This window comes from Klebsiella sp. 10 (genome assembly GCF_018223925.1).
Taxonomy (GTDB): domain Bacteria; phylum Pseudomonadota; class Gammaproteobacteria; order Enterobacterales; family Enterobacteriaceae; genus Klebsiella; species Klebsiella pneumoniae.
In genome coordinates this window covers 200,088-224,041 of record NZ_JAGRRB010000014.1, presented here as the reverse complement: position 1 = coordinate 224,041, position 23,954 = coordinate 200,088, and the positions used below count along the sequence as shown (strand labels likewise).

Genomic DNA, 23,954 nt, shown 5'->3' with positions numbered 1-23,954 from the left:
TCAGGATCTGATAATATCGCTCTGTTGCAGCAGGTCTAATAGTTGGTGCACCAAATTTGTTACCAATTGTTCACCATCCAGATGAATTTCCGCCTTTTCCGGTGCCTCATAGACCGAGTCTATACCGGTGAAATTGCGTAATTCCCCTGCCCGCGCTTTCTTATACAATCCTTTCGGATCCCGCGCCTCGCAGATGGCCAGCGGGGTATCGACGAACACTTCGATAAAGCGTCCTTCCCCGAGGCGCTCGCGCACCATCTGCCGTTCCGCACGGTGCGGAGATATAAATGCCGTCAATACCACCAGCCCGGCATCGACCATCAGCCTGGCCACTTCGCCGACGCGGCGAATGTTCTCTTTGCGATCCTCATCGCTGAATCCCAGGTCGCTGCACAGGCCATGGCGCACGTTATCGCCGTCCAGCAGATAGGTGCTGACGCCGCGCTCATGCAGGGCCTCCTCCAGCGCCCCGGCGACGGTGGATTTACCCGACCCCGAAAGGCCGGTAAACCACAGCACCACGCCGCGATGGCCGTGATGCTGTTCCCGCTGCTGTTGGGTCACAGGGTGGGCATGCCAGACGACGTTTTCGTCATGCTGGGCCATTATTTGCCTCCCAGCAGGTCGCGGGCGTCCCAGTGCGGGAAATGTTTACGGATCAGCTGGTTCAGCTCCAGCTCGAAGGCGCTGTACTGTGATGCCGAAGTCGATGCCTGCAGGTGCGGCTCGTTGACCATCCCGGCGCCGACGGTGACGTTGGTCAGGCGATCGATAAAGATAAGCCCGCCGGTCACCGGGTTTTGCTGATACGGATCCAGCACTAAAGGTTCGTCAAAGGTCAGCTCCACCAGGCCGATGCCGTTCAGCGGCAGAGACTCGACTTCACGCTGGGTCAGGTTGTTAATATCGACCTGGTAGCGGATAGCGTCGACGCGAGCGCGAGTCTTCTTGCCGGCGATTTTGATGTCGTAGCTCTGGCCCGGGGTCAGCGGCTGTTCGGCCATCCACACCACGTCGATGCTGGCGCTCTGTACCGCCGGCAGCGAGGCTTGCGCGTCAACCAGCAGGTCGCCGCGACTGATGTCGATTTCATCTTTCAGCACAAGGGTAATGGCTTCGCCGGCGGCGGCTTCCTGCAGGTCGCCGTCGAAGGTGACGATACGCGCCACGCTCGATTCGACGCCCGACGGCAGCACCTTCAGACGCTGGCCAACCTGCACGGTACCGGAGGCGACCGTGCCGGAGAAGCCGCGGAAATCAAGGTTCGGACGGTTAACATACTGCACCGGGAAGCGCAGCGGCTGGCTCTCGACCACCCGCTGGATCTCCACGGTTTCGAGGACTTCCAGCAGCGTCGGGCCACTGTACCACGGCATATTCGCGCTCTGGCTGGCGACATTATCGCCTTCCAGCGCCGACAACGGCACAAAGCGGATATCAAGGTTGCCCGGCAGCTGCTCGGCAAAGGTCAGATAATCTTCCCGGATCTCGTTGAAGCGCGCTTCGCTAAACTCGACGAGATCCATTTTGTTGATCGCCACTACCAGGTGTTTAATGCCCAGCAGCGTCGAGATGAAGCTGTGACGGCGAGTCTGGTCGAGCACGCCCTTGCGCGCATCGATCAGCAGGATCGCCAGGTCGCAGGTGGACGCCCCGGTGGCCATATTGCGCGTGTACTGCTCGTGCCCCGGGGTGTCGGCGATGATAAATTTGCGTTTTTCGGTTGAGAAGTAGCGATAGGCCACGTCGATGGTGATGCCCTGCTCGCGCTCGGCCTGCAGGCCGTCCACCAGCAGCGCCAGGTCCAGCTTTTCGCCCTGGGTGCCGTGACGCTTGCTGTCGTTGTGCAGCGAAGAGAGCTGGTCTTCATAGATCTGGCGCGTATCGTGCAGCAGGCGGCCAATTAAGGTGCTTTTGCCGTCATCGACGCTGCCGCAGGTCAAAAAACGCAGCAGGCTCTTGTGCTGTTGCGCGTGCAGGTAAGCTTCTACGCCGCCTTCGTTGGCAATTTGTTGGGCAATGGTCGTGTTCATGGCGGCTCCTTAGAAATACCCCTGACGTTTCTTCAGCTCCATCGAGCCGGCCTGGTCGCGGTCAATGACGCGCCCCTGACGTTCGCTGGTGGTCGATACCAGCATCTCTTCAATAATTTCGGGTAGCGTCTGCGCTTCAGACTCCACCGCGCCGGTCAGCGGCCAGCAGCCGAGGGTACGGAAACGCACCATTCGTTTTTCAATCACCTCGCCCGGCTGCAGATCGATACGGTCGTCATCGATCATCATCAGCATACCGTCGCGCTCCAGCACCGGACGCTCAGCGGCCAGATACAGCGGCACGATTTCAATATTTTCCAGATAGATGTACTGCCAGATATCCAGCTCGGTCCAGTTGGAGAGCGGGAAGACGCGGATGCTTTCGCCTTTGTTAATCTGGCCGTTGTAGTTGTGCCACAGCTCCGGACGCTGATTTTTCGGGTCCCAGCGGTGGAAGCGGTCGCGGAAGGAGTAGATGCGCTCTTTCGCGCGGGATTTCTCTTCGTCGCGACGCGCGCCGCCGAACGCGGCGTCAAAGCCGTATTTGTTCAGCGCCTGCTTCAGCCCTTCGGTTTTCATGATATCGGTATGCTTGGCGCTGCCGTGGACAAACGGGTTGATGCCCATCGCCACCCCTTCCGGGTTTTTATGCACCAGCAGTTCACAGCCGTAGGCTTTAGCGGTCCGGTCGCGGAACTCATACATCTCACGGAATTTCCAGCCGGTATCGACGTGCAGCAGCGGGAACGGCAGGGTTCCCGGATAAAACGCTTTGCGCGCCAGATGCAGCATTACGCTGGAATCTTTCCCGATGGAGTACATCATTACCGGGTTAGAAAATTCGGCGGCCACCTCACGAATAATATGGATGCTTTCCGCCTCCAGTTGCCGCAGGTGAGTGAGTCGTTTTTGGTCCATAACCGTTCCTTAAGCCAGATTGACCACCGAAGCGTTAAACCCCTCGGCGGATGATGTATGTTGAAACCAGGCGAGCTGCTGATGCAGCTGCACCACTTCGCCTACCACCAGCAGGGAGGGCATCGGGGCGTCTTTCGCCAGGTGTTCGAGTTGTTGCAATGTGCCGGTTATCGTCTGCTGATCGTCACGGGTGCCGCGGGAAATCACCGCCACCGGCGTGTCGCTGTCGCGACCGTGGGCGATCAGCTGGGCGCTGATTTCCGCCGCCTTCATGGTGCCCATGTAGATCGCCAGCGTTTGTTGGCTCTTCGCCAGCAGCGACCAGTCGAAGGGGGCGCTGTCCGGCTTATAGTGGCCGGTGACAAAGACGGCGCTTTGCGCATAATCGCGATGGGTCAGCGGAATACCGGCGTAGGCTGTCGCTCCGGCGGCGGCGGTGACGCCCGGCACCACCTGGAACGGGATCCCCGCCTCGGCGGCAGCCTGCAGCTCTTCTGCGCCGCGGCCAAAAATAAACGGATCGCCGCCCTTCAGACGCACGACGGTTTTCCCCGCCTTCGCCGCCTCCACCAGCAGCTGATTGGTTTCATGCTGCGGCACCGAATGCTCGCCGGCGCGTTTGCCGACGCAAATAAGTTCGGCATCGCGGCGCACCAGCTCGAGAACCGGCTGAGTCACCAGATGGTCGTGGAAAACCACGTCCGCCTGCTGGATCGCCTGCAGACCGCGAAGGGTCAGCAGCCCGGCATCGCCCGGTCCGGCGCCGACCAGAATAATTTCTCCCGTCTCGCGTTCGGGCTTATCCAGCTCATCCTGCAGCGCTTTTTCCGCCTCCGCAGAGTTGCCCGCCACCATCAGGCTGGCGAAGCGGCCGGTAAAGACGCGCTCCCAGAAGCGGCGACGCGCTTCGGTGGTCGTCAGGCGGGTTTTCAGATGGTTGCGCCAGTAGCTTGCTGATTCCGCCAGCCGACCGAGATTCGTCGGCAGCAGCGCTTCGATTTTTTCACGCAGAATGCGCGACAGCACCGGCGCTTTACCGCTGGAGGAGATCGCCACCAGCAGCGGCGAACGGTCGACGATAGAAGGGAAAACAAACGAGCACAGCGCCTGGTTATCCACCACGTTGACCAACCGGTAGCGCGCGTTAGCTGCCGCAAACACCCGCTGGTTAAGCGCCTCATCCTCGGTGGCCGCAATCACCAGAAAGACATCATCCACCAGCGAGTCGCTGAATGCCGTCGCCCGCCAGCTGAGTGCCTGGCGCGCAGCCAGATCGGCCAGCGCCGGTGACAGCGTTTCAGCGACCACCTGCACCTGCGCCTGGGCGCGCAGCAGGAACTTGATCTTACGTTCAGCAATCTCGCCGCCGCCGATCACCAGCACGGGCCTTTGTTTCAGTTCGGCAAAAAGGGGCAAGTAATCCACGGTGCAACAACTCTCTTACATTCAGCGATACTGCGACTATAGGGTGCGCCTTAGAGCAAATGAAATTACGAAATGGAATGAGTTGTGACACAAAGGAATAACGCGGCGGAAATACAAATATCAAAAAGTGCTTAACGCGCTATTTTTCCGCTATTTAAGAGCAATTGAAATTGTTTAACCGCGGTCACAGTTTCATACTGTACGCGTCAAATTGTCTTGTTCGTGTAAGGACCCCTTATGTTTTCCGCGTTGTGCCGCCGTCTGCTTCCGCTGGCGCTCGGCACCGGTTTTGTTTTTGCCGCCGCCCCCGCATTCAGCGCGCTGGGCGACACCGCCAGTAGCCAGGCCCGCCATATCGCCACCGTCTTCCCGGGACGAATGACCGGAACGCCGCCGGAAATGCTCTCAGCTGACTATCTGCGCCAGCAGTTCGCCCTGATGGGGTATCAGAGCGACGTGCGAAGCTTCAATACCCGCTATATCTATACCGACAGCAATCAGCGTAAGAACTGGCATAACGCCACCGGCAGTACGGTGATCGCCGCCCATGAAGGTAAAGTGCGCCAGCAGATTATTATCATGGCACACCTCGACACCTATGCGCCGCAGAGCGATAAAGACGTGGAGAACAACCTCGGCGGCCTGACGCTGCAGGGCATCGACGACAACGCGATGGGACTTGGCGTATTGCTGGAGCTGGCGGAGCATTTAAAGAACGTCCCTACCCGCTATGGCATCCGCTTTATCGCCACCAGCGGTGAAGAGGAAGGCCGTCTCGGCGCGCAAAACCTGCTGCAGCGGATGAGCGAAGCGGAAAAGAAAAATACCCTGCTGGTGATCAATCTCGATAATCTGGTGGTGGGCGATAAGCTTTATTTCAACAGCGGCCGCAGCACGCCGGCCTCGGTGCGCAAGCTGACCCGCGATCGCGCGCTGGCTATCGCTCGCAGCAAGGGCATCGCCGCCTACACCAACCCGGGACTCAATCCGGCTTATCCGAAAGGCACCAGCTGCTGCAATGACGCCAGCGTCTTCGACAACGCCGGGATCCCGGTGCTGTCGGTCGAGGCGACTAACTGGTCACTCGGCAAAAAAGATGGCTATCAGCAGCGGAGCAAATCGGCCAGTTTCCCGCAGGGAACCAGTTGGCATGACGTCCAGCTGGATAATCAGCAGTATATCGACCACGCGCTGCCCGGGCGCATCGAACACCGCGGACGCGAGGTAGTGAAAGTCATGCTGCCGCTGGTGAAAGAGCTGGCGAAGGTGGAGAAGAAAAGCTAATACGCACAAAAGAACGCGCGGTATCGCCCGCGTGTTCTTTTTGAATTATCACTCAGAGGAAGAGCTAACAGCTTAACCCTCGTGCAATCCGCACTCGCGTTTAAGCCCGAAGAACCGGGTCTCTTCTTCTGCCATGCCCGGCTCCCATTTGCGGGTGGTGTGGGTATCGCCTACCGAGAGATAGCCCTGATCCCACAGCGGATGGTACTTCAGCCCGTGCTTCTGCAGGTACTGATACACCGTGCGGTTATCCCAGTCGATAATCGGTAGCACCTTGAACACCCCGCGCTGGACCGCCAGCACCGGAAGCGTAGCCCGGCTGCCCGACTGCTCGCGGCGCAGACCGGCAAACCACGTCTGCGCGTTGAGCTCTTTCAGCGCCCGGTTCATCGGCTCAACCTTGTTGATCTCATTGTATTTCTCAATGCCCTCAACGCCCTGCTCCCACAGCTTGCCGTAGCGCGCCTCCTGCCAGGCTGCGCTTTCAGCCGCGCGGTAGACCTTCAGGTTCAGCTTGAGCTTGTCCGTCAGCTCGTCAATAAACTGATAGGTTTCCGGGAACAGGTAGCCGGTATCGGTGAGGATCACCGGAATATCCGGGCGGATCTGATTCACCAGATGCAAACTGACTGCCGCCTGAATGCCAAAGCTCGACGACAGCACATAGTTTCCCGGCAGATTTTCCAGCGCCCACGCCACACGCCCTTCGGCGTCAAGCTTTTCCAGTTGGGCGTTGGTTTCCGCGAGTGCCAGAATGCGTTCCACTTTCGGCAATGCATTAAGCGCGTTTAGATCGAGTACGGACATATGAACCTCGTTTGCCTGTTTTGCCGGACGACACTGCGTTCGTCCGGCCTACGGGTTTCGCTGGCCCGGATCGCTACGCGCCACCGGGCACCAGGATGTTATTCCCAGAAATCGCGGGCTGGGTCGAGCACCGGGCGAATGATGCCCGCACGCACCGTAAAATCGCCGAAGCCTTCACCCGCTTCGCGCTCTTTCGCCCAGCGCCCTACCAGTTCGTCTAGCGAGTCGAGAATTTCCGACTCGGTAATATTCTCCCGGTACATCCGCGGGATGCGGGTGCCGTTGCGGTTACCGCCGATGTGCAGGTTATAGCGGCCCGGCGCTTTGCCCACCAGTCCCACTTCCGCCAGCATCGCGCGGCCGCAGCCGTTCGGGCAGCCGGTGACGCGGGTGACGATATGCTCATCGCTCACGCCGTGCTTGCTCATCACCCCTTCCACCTTGTCGATAAACGACGGCAGGAAACGCTCGGCTTCCGCCATCGCCAGCGGACAGGTCGGGAAGGAGACGCAGGCCATCGAGTTTTCGCGCTGCGGGGTGACGGCATTCATCAGACCATGATCCCGCGCGAGCTTCTCGATCCGCGCCTTCTGATCTTCCGGTACGCTGGCGACAATCAGGTTCTGGTTAGCGGTGATGCGGAATTCGCCTTGATGGACCTTAGCAATCTCCAGCAGGCCAGTCTTCAGCGGACGACCCGGATAATCGAGAATGCGGCCGTTTTCAATAAACAGCGTCAGGTGCCACTTATCATCAATCCCCTTCACCCAGCCGATGCGATCGCCGCGGCCGGTAAATTCGTACGGGCGGATCGGCTCAAACTTAATGCCTGCCCGGCGCTCCACTTCCGCTTTGAAGGTTTCGACACCGACGCGCTCAAGGGTGTACTTGGTTTTCGCATTCTTACGGTCGGTACGGTTGCCCCAGTCGCGCTGGGTGGTCACAACCGCTTCCGCCACCGCCAGAGTATGCTCCAGCGGCAGATAACCGAATTCGCTCGCCGTGCGGGCGTAGGTTTTTTTGTTACCATGTTCGATAGAGAGACCGCCGCCCACCAGCAGGTTAAAGCCCACCAGCTTGCCGTTTTCGGCGATCGCCACGAAGTTCATGTCGTTGGCGTGCAGATCGATATCGTTCTGCGGCGGGATCACCACCGTGGTTTTAAACTTACGCGGCAGATAGGTCTGGCCGAGGATCGGCTCTTCGTCGGTAGTGGCGACCTTTTTCTGATCCAGCCAGATCTCGGCATAAGCGCGGGTACGCGGCAGCAGATGCTCGGAGATCTTTTTCGCCCACTCGTAGGCCTCAGCGTGCAGCTGCGACTCGTAGGGGTTGGAGGTGCACAGCACGTTACGGTTCATATCGTTGGCGGTGGCCAGCGCGTCCAGCCCCACCGAGTGCAGCATCTGATGCACCGGCTTGACGTTCTTTTTCAGAATGCCGTGGAACTGAAAGGTCTGCCGGTTGGTCAGGCGAATACTGCCGTAAATGGTGTTCTCAGCGGCAAACTTATCGATCGCCTTCCACTGGGTGGTGGTGATCACCCCGCCCGGCAGACGGCAGCGGAGCAGCATCGCATGACGCGGCTCCAGCTTCTGGGCGGCGCGCTCCGCGCGGATATCGCGATCGTCCTGCTGGTACATGCCGTGGAAACGGATCAGCAGGAAGTTATCGCCTTTAAAACCGCCGGTCAGACCGTCGTTTAAATCTTCCGCAATGGTGCCGCGCAGGTAGTTGCTCTCAAGCTTCATGCGCTCGGCATCGCTCAGTTTACCTTCGACCACTAAAGGCCCCGGATGTTTTTCGCTCATTAGTAGACATCTCGCTGATAACGGCGCTCAACGCGCAGCTCACTTAAAAATTCGTCCGCCGCTTCGGCGTCCATCGCGCCGTATTCGGCAATCACTTCCAGTAAGGTGTTTTCCACGTCCTTCGCCATACGATTGGCGTCGCCGCAGACATAAATGTGGGCGCCGTCATTGATCCAGCGCCACAGCTCGGCCCCCTGCTCGCGCAGTTTGTCCTGCACATAGATTTTTTGTTGTTGATCGCGGGACCAGGCCAGATCGATACGGGTCAGCAGACCTTCCTTCACATAGCTCTGCCACTCCACCTGATAGAGGAAATCTTCGGTGAAGTGCGGGTTGCCGAAGAACAACCAGTTCTTGCCTTGCGCTCCGTCCGCAGCGCGCTGCTGCATAAAGGCGCGGAACGGCGCAATACCGGTGCCCGGGCCAATCATGATCACCGGGGTCTCCGGGTTGGCTGGCAGACGGAAGTTGTCGTTGTGTTCGATAAAGACACGGACTTCGCCATCCTCTTCCACGCGGTCGGCGAGGAAGCTGGAGGCGCCGCCAGCCCGGGCGCGGCCTTCAATTTCATAGCGCACCACGCCCACGGTGACATGCACCTCGCTCTCCACTTCCGCCTGTGAGGAAGCAATAGAATACAGGCGCGGCGTCAGCGGACGCAGCAGACCGATTAACGCCTCAGCGTCCAGCTGCGCCGGAGAGAAACGGACCATATCGACGATCGGCGTCGCGGCGGCATACTGCTGCAACTGAGCTTTGTCGCCCACCAGCGGCAGCAGCGATTCGCTGCGCGTCAGGGTGGCGTAGTTTTCAACGATAGTCGCGGTGTTAACCGTCAGCTCAAAATGCCACTGCAGGGCTTCCGACAGCGGCAGAGTTTTACCCTCAACGGTCACCGGCTCGTCGCCTTTCAGCCACAGCAGCTCCACCAGCTCTTTCACCAGCTGAGGATCGTTCTGGTACCAGACGCCCAGGGCGTCGCCCGGCTGATAGCGCAGACCGGAATCACCGAGGTCTATTTCGATATGGCGCACATCTTTTTCTGAATTGCGGCCGGTGATTTTCTGATTGACCGACAGGGTCGCCGTCAGGGGCGCTTCTTTGGTATATGGGCTGGTGTGAATATCGTTCACCGCGCCGCTGGTGGCCAGCTGAGCGGGCGCAGCGACCGGCGCACGAGCCTTCAGCGCCTCAACCACGCGCGCGCGCCATTCAGCGGCCGCGGCCTGATATTCAACGTCGGCATCAACGCGATCGAGCAGACGTTCCGCGCCGAGCTCGGCCAGCTTGTTGTCGAAATCTTTGCCGGACTGACAGAAAAATTCATAAGAGGTATCGCCGAGACCAAAGACGGCGAACGCGGTCCCGTCCAGCTTCGGCGCTTTCTTAGAGAACAGGAACTTATGCAATGCGACCGCTTCTTCCGGCGGCTCTCCTTCCCCCTGGGTGGACGTCACTACCACCAGCAGTTTTTCCGCAGCAATTTGTTTGAATTTATAATCGCCTGCATTCACCAGCTTCACGTTCAGCTTCGCCGCCAGCAGATCGTCACGCAGCGCTTCGGCGACGCGGCGGGCGTTGCCGGTTTGCGAGGCGGAAATCAGCGTGATCGTCGGTACCTCGGCGGCCGGGGCGGGGGCGGCTACCGCCGCGCCGGACTGCTGATTCAGCACGCCCCAGAAATAGCCAGATACCCAGGCGAGCTGAGTGGGCGTGAAGTCAGTGGTGGCCGCCTGAAGGCGCGCCAGTTGCTCCGGGTTGAGCGGCAGCAAGTTGGAAGGTGGGGCCTGTGTCGTCATGCGTCGTTTGTTCCAGTAAGCAAAGCTGTTATTCGCACCCTGTCAGCGCGACAAAAACAGAAGAGAATAGAAGGTTAACGGCGGGCATAGTAACAATTAAATAAGGGATGGAAATAATAAATAACCAAATGGACTAACCTGTTTTAGTTGTAGTTATTAACAACAAAATCGATTAAATAAGCAATTGAAATATAAGAGATTAAATCAAATAAAGCAGATAAACATGTCCATTTTCTGTTCACGGCCGTTTTAGTTAATGCGAAAAAATGTACTTTCCGGTACCCTACGGCGGTTTTTTTCGTCCTGTTGAGAGTCAATGATGTCCACCACGCTGTTTAAAGATTTCACCTTCGAAGCCGCCCACCACCTGCCGCACGTCCCGGAAGGACACAAATGCGGTCGCCTGCATGGCCACTCCTTTATGGTGCGTCTGGAGATCACCGGTGAAGTCGATCCCCATACCGGGTGGATCATGGATTTTGCCGAGCTGAAGGCCGCCTTTAAGCCGACATACGATCGCCTCGACCACTATTATCTGAACGATATTCCTGGTCTGGAAAACCCCACCAGCGAAGTGCTGGCCAAATGGATCTGGGATGAGATGAAACCGCGGGTGCCGCTGCTCAGCGCCGTGATGGTCAAAGAGACCTGCACCGCCGGCTGCGTCTATCGCGGCGAGTAAGCGAAAAAAAAGCCCGGTCAGTACGCTGCCGGGCTTTTTTATCAGGCAATATTCAGATACTTGTGCGTCTGCATAGACAGGCGCCAGTTGCGGGCGATGCAGGTGTCGATACACAGGCGCGTCGCATCTTCTTTCTGACTGATCGGCTGCAGGGCGATGATCCGCGGTTTGTCATCGCTCAGCGTTTCCAGCAGTTCGTCCAGCGCTTCTATGTCGCGGACGCGCCCTACCGGATGCTTGATCTCATCCGCCCGCTGCAGGGCCTGAGACAGCACGTCATAGCCACCGCGCATGTTGACCTTCGGGGAAACCGTCACCCAGGTATTGGGGCTGCAGCGTACTTCATGGGTGCCGCTGGTTTCAATCTGACAGCTAAAGCCGTTTTGTTCCAGAAGCGAGGTTAACGGCGTTAAATCATGAATGCAGGGCTCACCGCCGGTAATAACCACGTGGCGGGCTGTCCACCCCTGCCGCCCAATAATCGCCAGCAGATCCTCGCTGCTTGCCGGGCCCCACTTGTCGCTCTCTTTGGTTTTCGCCAGGATGCTGAACAACGACACTTCCCGATCGGCCAGCTTGTCCCAGGTATGCTTGGTGTCACACCACGCGCATCCTACCGGGCATCCCTGCAGACGAATAAAGATGGCAGGCACGCCGGTGAAGTAACCCTCGCCTTGCAGGGTCTGGAACATCTCGTTAATCGGGTACTGCATAGTCATCTCTGTTTAGGGTGATAAACGTTCATTATCGCAGATTTCGCTGCCCAGGTCTTGTCCTGCGCTGCGATCGCTTTTTTACCCCTCCGTCAATATCCGTGTCGGGAATAATATTATTGATTAAAAAAGCAATCTTTTCTTTTGGCTTAGTTTATTAGCATGGTAAGAATTAAAATAAATAGCATTCTGACGCGCGGGGGGAAATATGTAACAGAAAATGTTATCCCTGTCATTCAGGATAAAATAAAAGGTCCAAGAACCAAAATAAAAAACCTTAAAATACAGTAATGTACAAACTGATACATGAAAGAGTGAATTATCTGGCCGATCTGCGAGTCCAATTCTATCCCCCGGTAATAATAACCTTAAACTGGTCTTAATAAAGCCCTGATCGGGCCCCTTTTTTATTTAATTGTCGTTTACTTTTGCCCGCCTAGAATCCCGCAGACCAACCATAATGAGATAGCGTTTATGACCACATTATTAATTACCGGCGTTACGGGGTTTCTGGGCGGTGCCGCGTTAGAGAAAATACTCCATCAGGAAACCCGGTTAGATCTGCTGCTGCTGGTACGTGCTGATAGCCCCGAGGCTGGCCTCGAACGGGTTAAAGAGAACATGCGTAAGTTCAACATCGCCGAGGAGAAGCTGGCGATGTTGCGCCAGCAGCATATCCTGCTGGGCGATCTCGCCTCTCCGGAGCATTTTCTTAACGATCCGCGCCTCGATCAGGTCACGCACATCCTCAACTGCGCCGCTGTCGCCTCATTTGGCAGCAACCCGCTTATCTGGAAGGTTAACGTTGAGGGCACGCTGCGCCTGGCGCAACGTATGGCGCAGGTGACGGGTCTGCAGCGCTTTCTGCACGTCGGTACGGCGATGTCATGTTCGCCTGAACCGGATTCACTGGTCGCCGAAAGCTCGGAGTTTCGGGAACGCGCTGAGCACCTGGTGGAATATACCCACTCGAAGTCGACCATCGAGCAGCTAATGCAGCAGCAGTGCCCTACGCTACCGCTGGTAATTGCCCGCCCCTCTATCGTGGTGGGTCATACCCATCACGGCTGCCGGCCTTCCAGCAGTATTTTCTGGGTGTTCAGCATGGGGCTGATGCTGCAGAAATTCATGTGCTCCATGGAGGACCGAATTGACGTTATCCCGGTGGACTACTGCGCCGACGCCCTGCTAATGCTGCTTAACCAGCCTCTGGCTCACGGCGAGGTGGTGCATATCTCTGCTGGCGAAGAGAACAGCGTGAAGTTTGCCGAAATCGACCGGGCGATGGCTCAGGCCCTGGAGCAGGCGCCGGTGGGGGATAAGTACGCCCAGGTGAGCTATGAAACGCTGGTCAAAATGCGTCGTGAACTGAAAGGGATATTTGGGCCATGCAATGAGCGGCTGATGCTGAAAGCCATGCGCTTATACGGCGCATTCGCCACACTGAACGTGCGCTTTAGTAACGACAAACTGCTGAGCATGGGGATGCCAAAACCGCCGCGCTTTACCGATTACATCGACCGCTGCGTGGAAACCACCCGTGGGTTGTCGATCCCTCAGCAAATGGCCGTCGACTTTAAATAATGGCCGCAGGCGTAAAAAAAAATGCCAGCCCGAAGGCTGGCATGATTATTTCACAAGGACAGGATTAAGCCTGGCCTTTGATCTCTTTACGACCGTTGAACGGCGCTTGCTCACCCAGCGCTTCTTCGATACGAATCAGCTGGTTGTATTTAGCAACGCGGTCAGAACGGCTCATAGAACCAGTTTTGATCTGGCCTGCAGCGGTACCAACAGCCAGGTCGGCAATGGTAGCGTCTTCAGTTTCGCCAGAACGGTGAGAGATAACAGCGGTGTAGCCAGCGTCTTTCGCCATCTTGATAGCAGCCAGAGTTTCGGTCAGAGAACCGATCTGGTTGAACTTGATCAGGATGGAGTTAGCGATGCCTTTTTCGATGCCTTCTTTCAGGATCTTGGTGTTGGTTACGAACAGGTCGTCACCAACCAGCTGGATTTTGTCGCCCAGTACTTTAGTCTGGTAAGCGAAACCTTCCCAGTCAGATTCGTCCAGACCATCTTCGATGGAGACGATCGGGTACTGTTTGGTCAGCTCTTCCAGGAAGTGAGTGAACTCTTCAGAGGTGAACGCTTTGTTGCCTTCGCCAGCCAGAACGTATTTACCGTCTTTGTAGAATTCAGACGCCGCGCAGTCCATCGCCAGGGTGATGTCTTTGCCCAGCTCGTAGCCTGCAGCTTTAACCGCTTCAGCGATAACAGCCAGCGCTTCGGCGTTGGAACCCAGGTTCGGCGCGTAGCCGCCTTCGTCACCAACGGCAGTGTTCATGCCTTTGGACTTCAGCACTTTCGCCAGGTGATGGAACACTTCAGAACCCATGCGTACTGCTTCTTTCAGGGTCGGCGCGCCAACCGGCTGAATCATGAATTCCTGGATGTCGACGTTGTTGTCAGCGTGCTCACCGCCGTTGATGATGTTCATCATCGGAACCGGCATGGAGTATTTGCCCGGAGTGCCGTTCAGTTCAGCGATGTGCGCGTACAGCGGCAGGCCTTTGGACGCAGCTGCTGCTTTGGCGTTCGCCAGAGAAACGGCCAGGATAGCGTTCGCACCGAAGTTAGATTTGTTTTCAGTACCGTCCAGGTCGATCATGATCTTGTCGATGCCAGCCTGATCTTTAGCATCTTTGCCCAGGATTGCCTGAGCGATCGGGCCGTTTACCGCAGCAACAGCTTTGGTTACGCCTTTACCCAGGAAACGGGATTTGTCGCCATCGCGCAGTTCCAGCGCTTCGCGGGAACCAGTAGAAGCACCTGACGGAGCAGCTGCCATACCGACGAAACCACCTTCCAGGTGTACTTCGGCTTCAACAGTCGGGTTACCACGGGAGTCGATGATTTCACGACCGATGACTTTAACGATTTTGGACATTAGGTTTTCCTCAGTACAAGTTAAACTAAAACTCCAGACAAACAATGCACCCGGATGGGTGCATTGCCGTTCAAACTCTTTTTACTTCGCCTGGCGTTTCTGGTACTCGCTCGCGGCTTTCACAAAGCCGGCAAACAGCGGGTGTCCATCACGCGGCGTCGAAGTAAACTCCGGGTGGAACTGGCAGGCCACAAACCACGGATGGTTCGGCACTTCGATGATCTCGACCAACTGATCATCCCCGGAACGGCCCGCAACGCGCAGACCGGCAGCTTCAATCGGTTTCAACAACATGTTGTTGACTTCGTAGCGGTGACGATGACGCTCGGTGATGGTCGGCTCGCCGTAAAGCTGGCGTACCAGAGAATCATCACTCAGCTGGCACTGCTGCGCGCCCAGGCGCATGGTGCCGCCCAGATCGCTCTTCTCAGAGCGGACTTCAACGTTGCCATCTTCGTCACGCCATTCGGTAATCAGGGCCACGACCGGGTATTTACAGTCTGGCACAAATTCCGTCGAGTTGGCGTTTTCCATACCCGCTACGTTACGCGCGAACTCAATCAGCGCAACCTGCATACCCAGGCAGATGCCCAGATAAGGAATATTGTTTTCACGCGCATAGCGCGCGGTGGCGATCTTGCCTTCAACGCCGCGGTAGCCGAAGCCGCCCGGGATCAGGATAGCGTCTAAATCCTTGAGGATTTCGACGCCGCGCGTTTCCACATCCTGCGAATCGATCAGCTTGATGTTGACGGTAACGCGATTTTTCAGACCGCCGTGTTTCAGCGCTTCAATCACCGACTTGTAGGCATCCGGCAGTTCAATGTACTTACCGACCATACCGATGGTGACTTCGCCTGCCGGATTAGCTTCTTCATAGATTACCTGTTCCCATTCGGCCAGGTTTGCTTCCGGACAAGTTAAGCTGAATCGTTTACAAATATAATCGTCCAGCCCCTGAGATTTCAACAGGCCCGGAATTTTATAAATGGAATCGACGTCTTTCAGAGAAATCACAGCCTTTTCCGGAACGTTACAGAACAAAGCAATTTTGGCTCGTTCGTTGGCCGGAACCGCGCGATCGGAGCGGCAGATCAGAATATCAGGCTGAATACCGATGGAGAGCAGCTCTTTTACGGAGTGCTGGGTCGGCTTGGTTTTGACTTCGCCCGCGGCGGCCATGTACGGCACCAGAGTCAGGTGCATGAACAGGGTATGCTCGCGGCCGATCTCTACCGCCATCTGACGAATCGCTTCGAGGAACGGCAGGGATTCGATATCGCCTACGGTACCGCCGATTTCCACCAGCACGACGTCATGGCCTTCGCCGCCCGCCAGTACGCGCTCTTTGATAGCGTTGGTGATGTGCGGGATAACCTGAACGGTCGCGCCCAGGTAGTCGCCACGGCGCTCTTTGCGCAGCACGTCGGAGTAGATACGGCCGGTGGTGAAGTTATTGCGGCGCGTCATCTTGGTGCGGATAAAACGCTCATAGTGGCCCAGGTCCAGATCGGTTTCTGCGCCGTCTTCAGTAACGAACACTTCCCCATGCTGGATTGGGCTCATGGTGCCCGGATCGACGTTGATATACGGATCCAGTTTCATGATGGTCACGTTGAGACCACGGGCTTCAAGAATGGCTGCCAGGGAGGCTGCGGCAATGCCTTTACCCAGAGAGGATACGACCCCGCCGGTCACAAAAATATAGTTCGTTGTCATGCTGAACCTGAGAAGTTAGGGTAAAACGATGGAATAACCAGGACGGGAAAGTAGTATACCCGAACATGCGTGACGCCACAAACTTTCATTCTTCCCCTCCCCTTCGTTCTTCAAGTTGCACCTGTGTTGCGACTCGAACAACTCGAAGAGGCAGGCTACATGGTGTTTCAACGACATAACGGAAAGAGAAAATAGACGCTTTTGGCGAAATGTTTTTGACGTAAATCAAGCGCTTGTTATTTATAAAATCACACAAATCGCGCTTGATCACGAAAATCCGTTAGAGATCAGTTTCCTGGCGTTTTACTTCCTGCCACACTTCTTCCATGGTATCGAGGTCGACGCCGGTCATTTGCAGGCCTCGGGCGGCGACAATACGCTCGACCTCGCGGAAACGACGCTCAAATTTGAGGTTTGCTTTCTGCAGCGCCACCTCGGCTTTGACGCCCAAATGACGGGATAAATTCACCGTGGCAAACAGCAGATCGCCCACTTCCTCTTCCAGTTTTGCTTCATCCACCACCGCCTGCTGCGCTTCATGCATCACTTCATCAATTTCTTCATGCACTTTGTCGAGCACCGGGCCCAGCGAGGTCCAGTCGAAACCCACTGCCGAGCAGCGGCGCTGGATTTTATGCGCGCGCATCAGCGCCGGCAGGCTATGGGGAATATCGTCCAGTGCCGAATGCTGGGCTTTTTCCGCTCGCTCCGCGCTTTTGATTTGCTCCCAGCGGGCCAGGACTTCCGTGCTATTGCCCGCCGATGCCTCGCCGAAGATATGCGGGTGGCGACGCTCCAGCTTGTCGCTGATGGCGGCGCAGATATCGTCAAAGTTAAAGCGTCCCTCTTCCTGCGCCATTTGCGCATAGAACACCACCTGGAACAGCAGATCGCCCAGCTCACCGCGCAGATCGTCAAAATCTTCCCGCTGGATAGCATCGAGGACCTCGTAGGTCTCCTCAAGGGTGTAAGGGGCGATGGTGGCAAAGGTCTGCTCTTTATCCCATGGGCAGCCGTTTTCCGGGTCGCGCAGGCGGCGCATGATGCCGAGCAAGCGGTCAATTTGAGTCATGTGACAATCCTGGAAATTTTAAAAATAGTCGGCCGGATAAGGCGTTTAGACCTTATCCGACGTTGCGAAATTGCCGGATGGCGGCTTCGCCTTATCCGGCCTACAGACGAATTAACCGCCGTGCAGACGGCGCGCGTCGATCACATCCGGCACCTGGTTGAGCTTACCGAGCACCCGGCCCAGCACCTGCAGGTTGTAAATCTCGATGGTCATATCGATGGTTGCCAGCTGCTGACGGGTATCGCTGCGGCTGGCGACGCCCAGCACGTTCACCTTCTCATTGGCGAGGATGGTAGTGATATCGCGCAGTAAACCGCTGCGATCGTTCGCCTCCACCCTGACCACCAGCGAGTAGCCCGCCGAGTAGCTTTCGCCCCATACCGCATCGACGATGCGCTCCGGAGCATGCGACTGCAGTTCAGCCAGCTGATCGCAGTCCGCGCGATGCACGGAGATCCCGCGCCCCTGGGTGATAAAGCCGACGATCTCGTCGCCCGGGATTGGCTGGCAGCAGCGGGCAATATGGTGCATCAGGTTGCCTACCCCTTCCACCACTACCCGGCCATTGTCCTTGGTGCGATTTTGCGGCGTGTAGGTTTTCTGCTGCAGTTGCTTCAGCGCGGCCGCATCCTGCTCGGCGGCGCTAGGTTTATTGAACTGCGCCTGCAGGAAGTTGACCATCTGGTTAAGGCGAATATCGCCGCCGCCGATAGCCGCCAGCAGTTCATCCAGTTCATTAAAGTTGTAGCGCGGCAGCAGATGTTTCTCGGCATCCTTCAGGCTGATGCCCAGATGCTCGAGCTCATCGTCAAGGATCTGCCGCCCGGCGAGAATGTTTTTATCGCGATCCTGTTTACGGAACCAGGCGTGAATTTTGGAGCGTCCACGGCTGGTGGTCACGTAGCCAAGGTTCGGGTTCAGCCAGTCGCGGCTTGGGTTCGGCTGCTTCTGGGTGATTATCTCAATCTGATCGCCCATCTGCAGCTGATAGGTGAACGGCACAATGCGGCCGCCAATTTTGGCGCCGATGCAGCGATGGCCGACATCGCTGTGAATATGATAGGCAAAGTCGAGCGGCGTCGACCCCGCAGGCAGGTCCACCACGTCGCCTTTCGGCGTAAAGACATACACCCGGTCGTCGAAGACCTGGCTGCGCACTTCGTCGAGCATCTCGCCGGAGTCGGCCATCTCTTCCTGCCAGGCAATCAGCTTACGCAGCCAGGCGATACGGTCTTCATAGCCGCGGCCGCCGCTGGTGCCGGCTCCCGCGCCCTCTTTGTACTTCCAGTGTGCGGCCACGCCCAGCTCGGCATCTTCATGCATCTGCCGGGTGCGGATCTGAATCTCCACCGTCTTGCCGCTCGGCCCCAGCACCACGGTATGGATAGACTGGTAACCGTTGGGTTTCGGGTTGGCCACGTAGTCGTCGAATTCATCCGGCAGATGGCGGTAGTGAGTATGGACGATCCCCAGCGCGGCATAGCAATCCTGCAAACGCTCAGCCACAATACGCACCGCGCGAACGTCAAACAGCTCGTCGAAAGCGAGGTGTTTTTTCTGCATTTTGCGCCAGATACTGTAGATATGCTTCGGCCGGCCATAGACTTCCGCCTTGACGCCTTCGGCTTTCATCTCTGAGCGCAGGTGGCCGACAAACTCTTCGATGTAATGCTCGCGGTCGATACGGCGCTCGTGGAGCAGTTTGGCAATGCGCTTGTATTCCGCCGGGTGCAGATAGCGGAAGCAGTAATCTTCCAGCTCCCACTTCAGCTGGCCGATACCTAAGCGGTTCGCCAGGGGAGCATAGATATTGGTGCACTCTTTCGCCGCAAGAACGCGCTCATCTTCCGGCGCGTCCTTGACCTCGCGCAGATGCGCGATCCGCTCAGCAAGTTTGATGACCACGCAGCGGAAATCGTCAACCATCGCCAGCAGCATACGGCGAATGTTATCCACCTGCTCGGAAGAGACCGAGTCGGTATGGGTAGCCTTCAGCTGGCGGATAGCGGCCATGTCCCGCACCCCGTGAATCAGGGTCACGACCGATTTACCTACGCTCTCCTGCATCACCTCTTCGCTGACAACTTCGCCGTCGGCCAGCGGGAACAGCAGCGCCGCGCGCAGCGTATCGATGTCCATACTTAGGGTGGAGAGGATCTCCACCATTTCGACGCCCCGCCACAGCAGCAGGTCCGCCTGCGGGTGTCCTTGCGTTTTTTCGCGACAATAATCCCAGGTTTCGGCTAAGCGCTCACACGACTGCTGGCTGGAAATTCCCAGACTCGCGATCCATTTCTTCGGGTCAAATTCACCAGCTTTATTAAGATGTGCACTTCTTACCGCAACCATTGTCCTCTCCTTAAGGGACCGGCCTGCCGAAGTCGGCAAGCCTCAACTTTCTACATGTCATCCTGCAGGTCGCGTCAGCATTCATGGCCAGGGTGGCTCTTCTGCGACGTTGTGAATGACCTTATGTAAGCCTGCGCTCAAACAACACCATTGATTCCAGATGGCCGGTATGCGGGAACATATCCAGCATCGCCAGGCGTTGAATCTGATATCCAGCCTGCAACAGGGTTTCGCTGTCTCGCGCCAGCGTCGCCGGGTTGCAGGAAACATACACCACCCGCCGCGGTGCCAGTTTTATTATATGCGGCATCACGCCCGGCGCGCCGGCGCGGGCCGGGTCCAGCAGCACTTTATCAAAGCCGTGCTTCGCCCAGGCCTGACGGGTGACGTCTTCTTCCAGATTTTCATGGAAGAAAGTGACATTTGATAAACCATTGCGGGCGGCGTTTTCCCGCCCCTTCTCCACCAGCGCCGGCACCCCTTCCACGCCCACCACATGGGCGGCGCGTGTCGCCAGCGGCAGGGTAAAGTTGCCCATCCCGCAGAACAGATCCAGCACCCGGTCCTCTGGCCGCAGATCCAGCCACTCCAGTGCGGTACGCACCATCTGCTGATTTACGCCGTCGTTGACCTGGATAAAATCCCGCGGGCTGAACACTAAGCGTAGTCCGTCTGAGGTATACCATGGCGCTTCGCCATGAATATGCTCCAGTATCTCGCTTTGTGGCGCGAGGTACAGGGAAAGACCGTGAGTTTGCGAAAAGCGTTCCAGTTTTTCCTTGTCTGTCGCCGGCAGGGCTGCGGTATGGCGCAGCACCATCAGCGGGCCATTGTCCGCCTGCACCAGCTCGACGTGGCCGAGATGGCGTAATGCGCTCAGCGCGCTTAAGCACTCGCGCACGGCGGGCAGCAATGCCTCAAGTTGGGGCACCAAAACAGGGCACTGCACCACATCGACGATCGCTTTGGCGTTGGCCTGGCGAAAACCCATCTGCAATTGTTGGGTCTTCGGCTGATAATTCAAGCTCAAGCGTGCGCGACGGCGGTAGCCCCACGGCGCGCCGGCGATGACGTCATCTACCTCACGCTTCATCAGTCGCCCCAGCGCGGCGCGTTTACTTTGCTGCTGAAGCGGAACGCTGGCATGTTGTTGTTGGCATCCGCCGCAGACGCCAAAATGGGGGCAGCGCGGCGCCTGGCGCTGCGGGCTGTCGGTCAGTCGGCGTTTCACCTCGGCGCGGGCGTACTGTTTTTTATCTTCCACCAGCGCCACCTCGGCCTGCTCGTGGGGCAGCACGCCGCTCACGAACAGCGCCTTCCCCTGGTGGCGGGCAACACCCTGACCAAAGGGATCGAGGTCGTTGACTGTAACGGTTATGATCTGGCGCGTCGTCACACGCCGTTTTGCAGAGTAGAATTGCGCCATCGTAGAGAGTTGTCTCAATCAAATAAAACGAGCTCGTTCAGAGCGGCAGCGCCGCGAGGCGCAGCAACGCTGCACAGAACGATGATGTCTATATTCTCCCATAATGGAACCGCATGACCAACTACAGCCTGCGTGCTCGCATGATGATTCTGATTCTGGCGCCAACCGTCCTGATAGGACTGTTGCTCAGTATTTTCTTTGTCGCTCATCGTTATAACGACCTGCAACGCCAGCTGGAGGACGCTGGCGCCAGTATTATCGAACCGCTGGCGGTCTCCAGCGAATATGGCATGAACTTGCAAAACCGCGAATCCATCGGCCAGCTGATCAGCGTTCTGCATCGTCGCCACTCGGAGATCGTGCGGGCCATCTCGGTGTACGATTCGCATAACCGCTTATTTGTCACCTCCAATTACCAGCTCAATCCCAGCGAACTGCAGATCCCGAAAGGCGAGGCATTCCCCCGTCACCTCAGCGTCATCCGCGATGGCGACATGATGATCCTGCGCACGCCTATTGTCTCGGAAAGCTATTCTCCGGATGAATCACCCGAATCTGACGCTAAAATGCCGGGCAATATGCTGGGCTACGTCGCCCTGGAGCTGGATCTAAAATCGGTTCGCCTCCAGCAGTACAAAGAGATTTTTATCTCCAGCGTAATGATGCTGTTCTGTATCGGCATCGCGTTAATCTTCGGCTGGAGGCTGATGCGCGACGTCACCGGGCCAATCCGCAATATGGTTAACACTGTCGACCGCATCCGCCGCGGACAGCTGGACAGCCGGGTCGAAGGCTTTATGCTCGGCGAACTGGATATGCTGAAAAATGGCATTAACTCGATGGCCATGTCGCTGGCGGCATACCACGAAGAGATGCAACACAACGTCGACCAGGCGACCTCCGATCTACGGGAAACGCTTGAGCAGATGGAGATCCAGAACGTCGAGCTGGACCTGGCGAAAAAGCGCGCCCAGGAGGCGGCGCGCATTAAGTCTGAGTTCCTGGCCAATATGTCTCACGAGCTGCGCACCCCGCTCAATGGGGTGATCGGCTTTACCCGCCTGACGCTGAAAACCGATCTCAACGCTACGCAGCGCGACCACCTGACCACCATCGAACGTTCGGCCAACAATCTGCTGGCGATCATCAATGACGTGCTCGACTTTTCCAAGCTGGAAGCCGGGAAGCTGATCCTGGAGAGTATTCCGTTCCTGCTGCGCACTTCGCTTGATGAAGTGGTCACCCTGCTGGCGCATTCCGCGCACGATAAAGGGCTGGAGCTGACGCTGAATATTAAGAACAATGTACCGGATAACGTCATTGGCGATCCGCTGCGTCTGCAGCAGATTGTGACCAACCTCGTGGGCAACGCCATCAAATTTACCGAGCACGGCAATATCGACGTACTGGTGGAGCAGCGGGCCATCAGTAATTCCCGGGTACAGATCGAAATTCAGATCCACGATACCGGCATCGGCATCCCCGAGCGCGACCAGTCCCGGCTATTCCAGGCCTTCCGTCAGGCCGATGCCAGTATTTCACGCCGCCACGGCGGCACCGGGCTCGGGCTGGTGATCACTCAGCGTCTGGTCAAAGAGATGGGCGGGGATATTTCGTTCCACAGCCAGCCGAACCGCGGCTCCACCTTCTGGTTCCATATCAGCCTCGATCTCAACCCGAACGCCATTCCGGATACGCTGAACACCGACGGGCTTGTCGGCAAACGTCTGGCCTATGTGGAAGCCAACGCGACGGCGGCGCAGTGTACCCTGGAGATGCTGGCCGCTACGCCGCTGGAGGTTATCTACAGCCCTACCTTCTCCTCGCTGGCGGAAGCGCAGTATGACATTCTGCTGGTCGGTATCCCGGTTTCAATGCGCGATTTGTCGCCGCATCGGGAAAAATTAGCCAAAGCCTGCGCGATGTCCGATAACGTACTGCTGCCCCTGCCGTGCCATGCCCAGGTCAGCGCCGAAGCCCTGAAGCGCGACGGCGTTGCCGCCTGCCTGTTAAAGCCGCTCACCACCACCCGTCTGCTACCGGCGCTGGTGGCTACCAGCCACGCGCTTGCCTCCGCGCCGCTGATGCAGATCGACAGTCATAAGTTGCCAATGACGGTAATGGCCGTCGACGACAACCCGGCTAACCTGAAGCTGATTGGCGCCCTGCTGGATGATCTTGTGCAGCAGGTGATCCTCTGCGACAGCGGCCAGCAGGCGGTGGACAAGGCCAAGCAGCTGCAGATGGATCTGATCCTGATGGATATTCAGATGCCGGATATGGACGGCATCCGCGCCTGTGAGCTTATCCATCACCTGTCCCATCATCAGCAAACCCCGGTTATTGCGGTCACCGCGCACGCCCTGGAGGGCCAGCGTGAGAAATTACTGAGCGCCGGCATGAACGACTATCTGGCGAAGCCAATCGAAGAAGAGAAACTGCACGCACTGCTGTTGCGCTATCAGCCCGGCCTGCACAGCGTCGTTCCGGCGTCGCTACCGCCCGCAGAGCCGATCGTCGATCATAACCAGACGCTCGACTGGCAGCTGGCGCTGCGCCAGGCGGCCATGAAGCCGGACCTGGCGCGGGAGATGCTGCAAATGCTGATCGCCTTTATGCCGGAGGTGCGTAACAAAGTTGAGGAGCAGCTGGTGGGCGAGCAGCCGGAAGGGCTCGTGGATCTGATCCATAAACTGCACGGCAGCTGCAGCTATAGCGGCGTGCCGCGGCTGAAAAAGCTGTGCCATACCCTGGAAAGTCAGCTGCGGGCAGGTACCGCCGCCGAGGATCTGGAGCCGGAGCTGCTTGAGCTGTTAGATGAGATGGATAATGTGGCCCGCGAAGCGTGCCGGATGGGGGTGTAAACCCCGGATAGCGGCGCTACGCGCCTCATCCGGGCTACGCCCTACGGTCCGGTATTCGGTTGGTAGCCCCGGTAAGCGTAAGCGCCACCGGGGATGGTTCCCGGA

Annotated in this window: 17 protein-coding genes; 4 read left to right on the top strand and 13 right to left on the bottom strand. The window is 57.5% G+C overall.

Annotated elements, in window-relative coordinates; translation table 11 throughout:
• Genes cysC through cysG form a run of 4 tightly spaced genes read right to left on the bottom strand, consistent with a single transcriptional unit; the run spans position 1 to position 4,367 of the window.
• The gene (cysC, locus tag KHQ26_RS16860) at positions 1–606 is read right to left on the bottom strand and encodes an adenylyl-sulfate kinase (protein WP_002915158.1); all 606 of its coding nucleotides are present in this window, start codon (positions 604–606) and stop codon (positions 1–3) included.
• Positions 606–2,033, bottom strand: a complete 1,428-nt coding sequence (gene cysN / locus KHQ26_RS16855; RefSeq protein ID WP_002915159.1) for a sulfate adenylyltransferase subunit CysN — start codon at positions 2,031–2,033, stop codon at positions 606–608. Before cysN ends, cysC begins: the two co-directional genes overlap by 1 nt.
• Before the next feature lie 9 nt (positions 2,034–2,042).
• On the bottom strand, positions 2,043–2,951 hold the full coding sequence (gene cysD, locus KHQ26_RS16850; protein WP_002915160.1) for a sulfate adenylyltransferase subunit CysD: 909 nt from the start codon (positions 2,949–2,951) through the stop codon (positions 2,043–2,045).
• A gap of 9 nt (positions 2,952–2,960) precedes the next feature.
• Complete coding sequence (cysG, locus tag KHQ26_RS16845; RefSeq protein WP_072196938.1) at positions 2,961–4,367, bottom strand: siroheme synthase CysG; 1,407 nt, start codon at positions 4,365–4,367, stop codon at positions 2,961–2,963.
• Between the two features lie 246 nt (positions 4,368–4,613).
• Between cysG and KHQ26_RS16840 the strand changes: the two genes are divergently transcribed.
• The gene (locus tag KHQ26_RS16840) at positions 4,614–5,660 is read left to right on the top strand and encodes an aminopeptidase (RefSeq protein ID WP_004174643.1); all 1,047 of its coding nucleotides are present in this window, start codon (positions 4,614–4,616) and stop codon (positions 5,658–5,660) included.
• Between the two features lie 72 nt (positions 5,661–5,732).
• Here KHQ26_RS16840 and cysH read toward each other — a convergent pair whose 3' ends face one another.
• The 3 genes from cysH to cysJ all read right to left on the bottom strand — a co-directional run bounded on the left by cysH (position 5,733) and on the right by cysJ (position 10,077).
• Positions 5,733–6,467, bottom strand: coding sequence for a phosphoadenosine phosphosulfate reductase (gene cysH / locus KHQ26_RS16835; protein WP_002915177.1), 735 nt, complete (start codon positions 6,465–6,467; stop codon positions 5,733–5,735).
• A gap of 98 nt (positions 6,468–6,565) precedes the next feature.
• Positions 6,566–8,278 (bottom strand): assimilatory sulfite reductase (NADPH) hemoprotein subunit, encoded by a 1,713-nt coding sequence (gene cysI, locus KHQ26_RS16830; RefSeq protein ID WP_004142787.1) that lies wholly within the window; start codon positions 8,276–8,278, stop codon positions 6,566–6,568.
• Entirely contained in the window at positions 8,278–10,077 is a 1,800-nt protein-coding gene (gene cysJ / locus KHQ26_RS16825; protein ID WP_004151065.1) for an NADPH-dependent assimilatory sulfite reductase flavoprotein subunit, read from the bottom strand. The genes cysI and cysJ overlap by 1 nt, the downstream gene beginning before the upstream one ends.
• A gap of 316 nt (positions 10,078–10,393) precedes the next feature.
• Between cysJ and queD the strand changes: the two genes are divergently transcribed.
• Positions 10,394–10,759, top strand: coding sequence for a 6-carboxytetrahydropterin synthase QueD (gene queD, locus KHQ26_RS16820; protein ID WP_004174641.1), 366 nt, complete (start codon positions 10,394–10,396; stop codon positions 10,757–10,759).
• Positions 10,760–10,800: 41 nt separating this feature from the next.
• Here queD and queE read toward each other — a convergent pair whose 3' ends face one another.
• Positions 10,801–11,472 (bottom strand): 7-carboxy-7-deazaguanine synthase QueE, encoded by a 672-nt coding sequence (gene queE / locus KHQ26_RS16815; protein WP_002915210.1) that lies wholly within the window; start codon positions 11,470–11,472, stop codon positions 10,801–10,803.
• Between the two features lie 474 nt (positions 11,473–11,946).
• Here queE and KHQ26_RS16810 point away from each other — a divergent pair, with 474 nt between their 5' ends.
• Entirely contained in the window at positions 11,947–13,056 is a 1,110-nt protein-coding gene (locus KHQ26_RS16810; protein ID WP_029497026.1) for an SDR family oxidoreductase, read from the top strand.
• A 64-nt stretch (positions 13,057–13,120) separates the two neighbouring features.
• On the opposite strand, the gene eno is transcribed toward KHQ26_RS16810, so the two are convergent.
• From eno to rlmD, 5 genes are all read right to left on the bottom strand, one after another.
• The gene (gene eno, locus KHQ26_RS16805) at positions 13,121–14,419 is read right to left on the bottom strand and encodes a phosphopyruvate hydratase (RefSeq protein ID WP_002915213.1); all 1,299 of its coding nucleotides are present in this window, start codon (positions 14,417–14,419) and stop codon (positions 13,121–13,123) included.
• An 81-nt stretch (positions 14,420–14,500) separates the two neighbouring features.
• The gene (gene pyrG / locus KHQ26_RS16800) at positions 14,501–16,138 is read right to left on the bottom strand and encodes a glutamine hydrolyzing CTP synthase (RefSeq protein ID WP_004142808.1); all 1,638 of its coding nucleotides are present in this window, start codon (positions 16,136–16,138) and stop codon (positions 14,501–14,503) included.
• 280 nt (positions 16,139–16,418) lie between these two features.
• The gene (mazG, locus tag KHQ26_RS16795; RefSeq protein WP_004210594.1) at positions 16,419–17,210 is read right to left on the bottom strand and encodes a nucleoside triphosphate pyrophosphohydrolase; all 792 of its coding nucleotides are present in this window, start codon (positions 17,208–17,210) and stop codon (positions 16,419–16,421) included.
• Between the two features lie 111 nt (positions 17,211–17,321).
• A complete protein-coding gene (relA, locus tag KHQ26_RS16790; protein ID WP_002915217.1) occupies positions 17,322–19,559 on the bottom strand; it encodes a GTP diphosphokinase in 2,238 nt (745 codons plus the stop codon).
• Positions 19,560–19,680: 121 nt separating this feature from the next.
• The gene (rlmD, locus tag KHQ26_RS16785) at positions 19,681–20,985 is read right to left on the bottom strand and encodes a 23S rRNA (uracil(1939)-C(5))-methyltransferase RlmD (protein WP_020805106.1); all 1,305 of its coding nucleotides are present in this window, start codon (positions 20,983–20,985) and stop codon (positions 19,681–19,683) included.
• A gap of 113 nt (positions 20,986–21,098) precedes the next feature.
• On the opposite strand from rlmD, the gene barA reads away from it, so the two are divergent.
• Entirely contained in the window at positions 21,099–23,849 is a 2,751-nt protein-coding gene (barA, locus tag KHQ26_RS16780) for a two-component sensor histidine kinase BarA (protein ID WP_032415468.1), read from the top strand.
• Positions 23,850–23,954 lie beyond the last annotated feature (105 nt).

What these genes read in the sequence shown, in the direction of transcription:
- cysC (WP_002915158.1), bottom strand. Translation starts at nt 606, where the DNA reads ATGGCCCAGCATGACGAAAACGTCGTCTGGCATGCCCACCCTGTGACC.
- cysN (WP_002915159.1), bottom strand. Translation starts at nt 2,033, where the DNA reads ATGAACACGACCATTGCCCAACAAATTGCCAACGAAGGCGGCGTAGAA.
- cysD (WP_002915160.1), bottom strand. Translation starts at nt 2,951, where the DNA reads ATGGACCAAAAACGACTCACTCACCTGCGGCAACTGGAGGCGGAAAGC.
- KHQ26_RS16840 (WP_004174643.1), top strand. Translation starts at nt 4,614, where the DNA reads ATGTTTTCCGCGTTGTGCCGCCGTCTGCTTCCGCTGGCGCTCGGCACC.
- cysH (WP_002915177.1), bottom strand. Translation starts at nt 6,467, where the DNA reads ATGTCCGTACTCGATCTAAACGCGCTTAATGCATTGCCGAAAGTGGAA.
- cysI (WP_004142787.1), bottom strand. Translation starts at nt 8,278, where the DNA reads ATGAGCGAAAAACATCCGGGGCCTTTAGTGGTCGAAGGTAAACTGAGC.
- cysJ (WP_004151065.1), bottom strand. Translation starts at nt 10,077, where the DNA reads ATGACGACACAGGCCCCACCTTCCAACTTGCTGCCGCTCAACCCGGAG.
- queD (WP_004174641.1), top strand. Translation starts at nt 10,394, where the DNA reads ATGATGTCCACCACGCTGTTTAAAGATTTCACCTTCGAAGCCGCCCAC.
- queE (WP_002915210.1), bottom strand. Translation starts at nt 11,472, where the DNA reads ATGCAGTACCCGATTAACGAGATGTTCCAGACCCTGCAAGGCGAGGGT.
- KHQ26_RS16810 (WP_029497026.1), top strand. Translation starts at nt 11,947, where the DNA reads ATGACCACATTATTAATTACCGGCGTTACGGGGTTTCTGGGCGGTGCC.
- eno (WP_002915213.1), bottom strand. Translation starts at nt 14,419, where the DNA reads ATGTCCAAAATCGTTAAAGTCATCGGTCGTGAAATCATCGACTCCCGT.
- pyrG (WP_004142808.1), bottom strand. Translation starts at nt 16,138, where the DNA reads ATGACAACGAACTATATTTTTGTGACCGGCGGGGTCGTATCCTCTCTG.
- mazG (WP_004210594.1), bottom strand. Translation starts at nt 17,210, where the DNA reads ATGACTCAAATTGACCGCTTGCTCGGCATCATGCGCCGCCTGCGCGAC.
- relA (WP_002915217.1), bottom strand. Translation starts at nt 19,559, where the DNA reads ATGGTTGCGGTAAGAAGTGCACATCTTAATAAAGCTGGTGAATTTGAC.
- rlmD (WP_020805106.1), bottom strand. Translation starts at nt 20,985, where the DNA reads ATGGCGCAATTCTACTCTGCAAAACGGCGTGTGACGACGCGCCAGATC.
- barA (WP_032415468.1), top strand. Translation starts at nt 21,099, where the DNA reads ATGACCAACTACAGCCTGCGTGCTCGCATGATGATTCTGATTCTGGCG.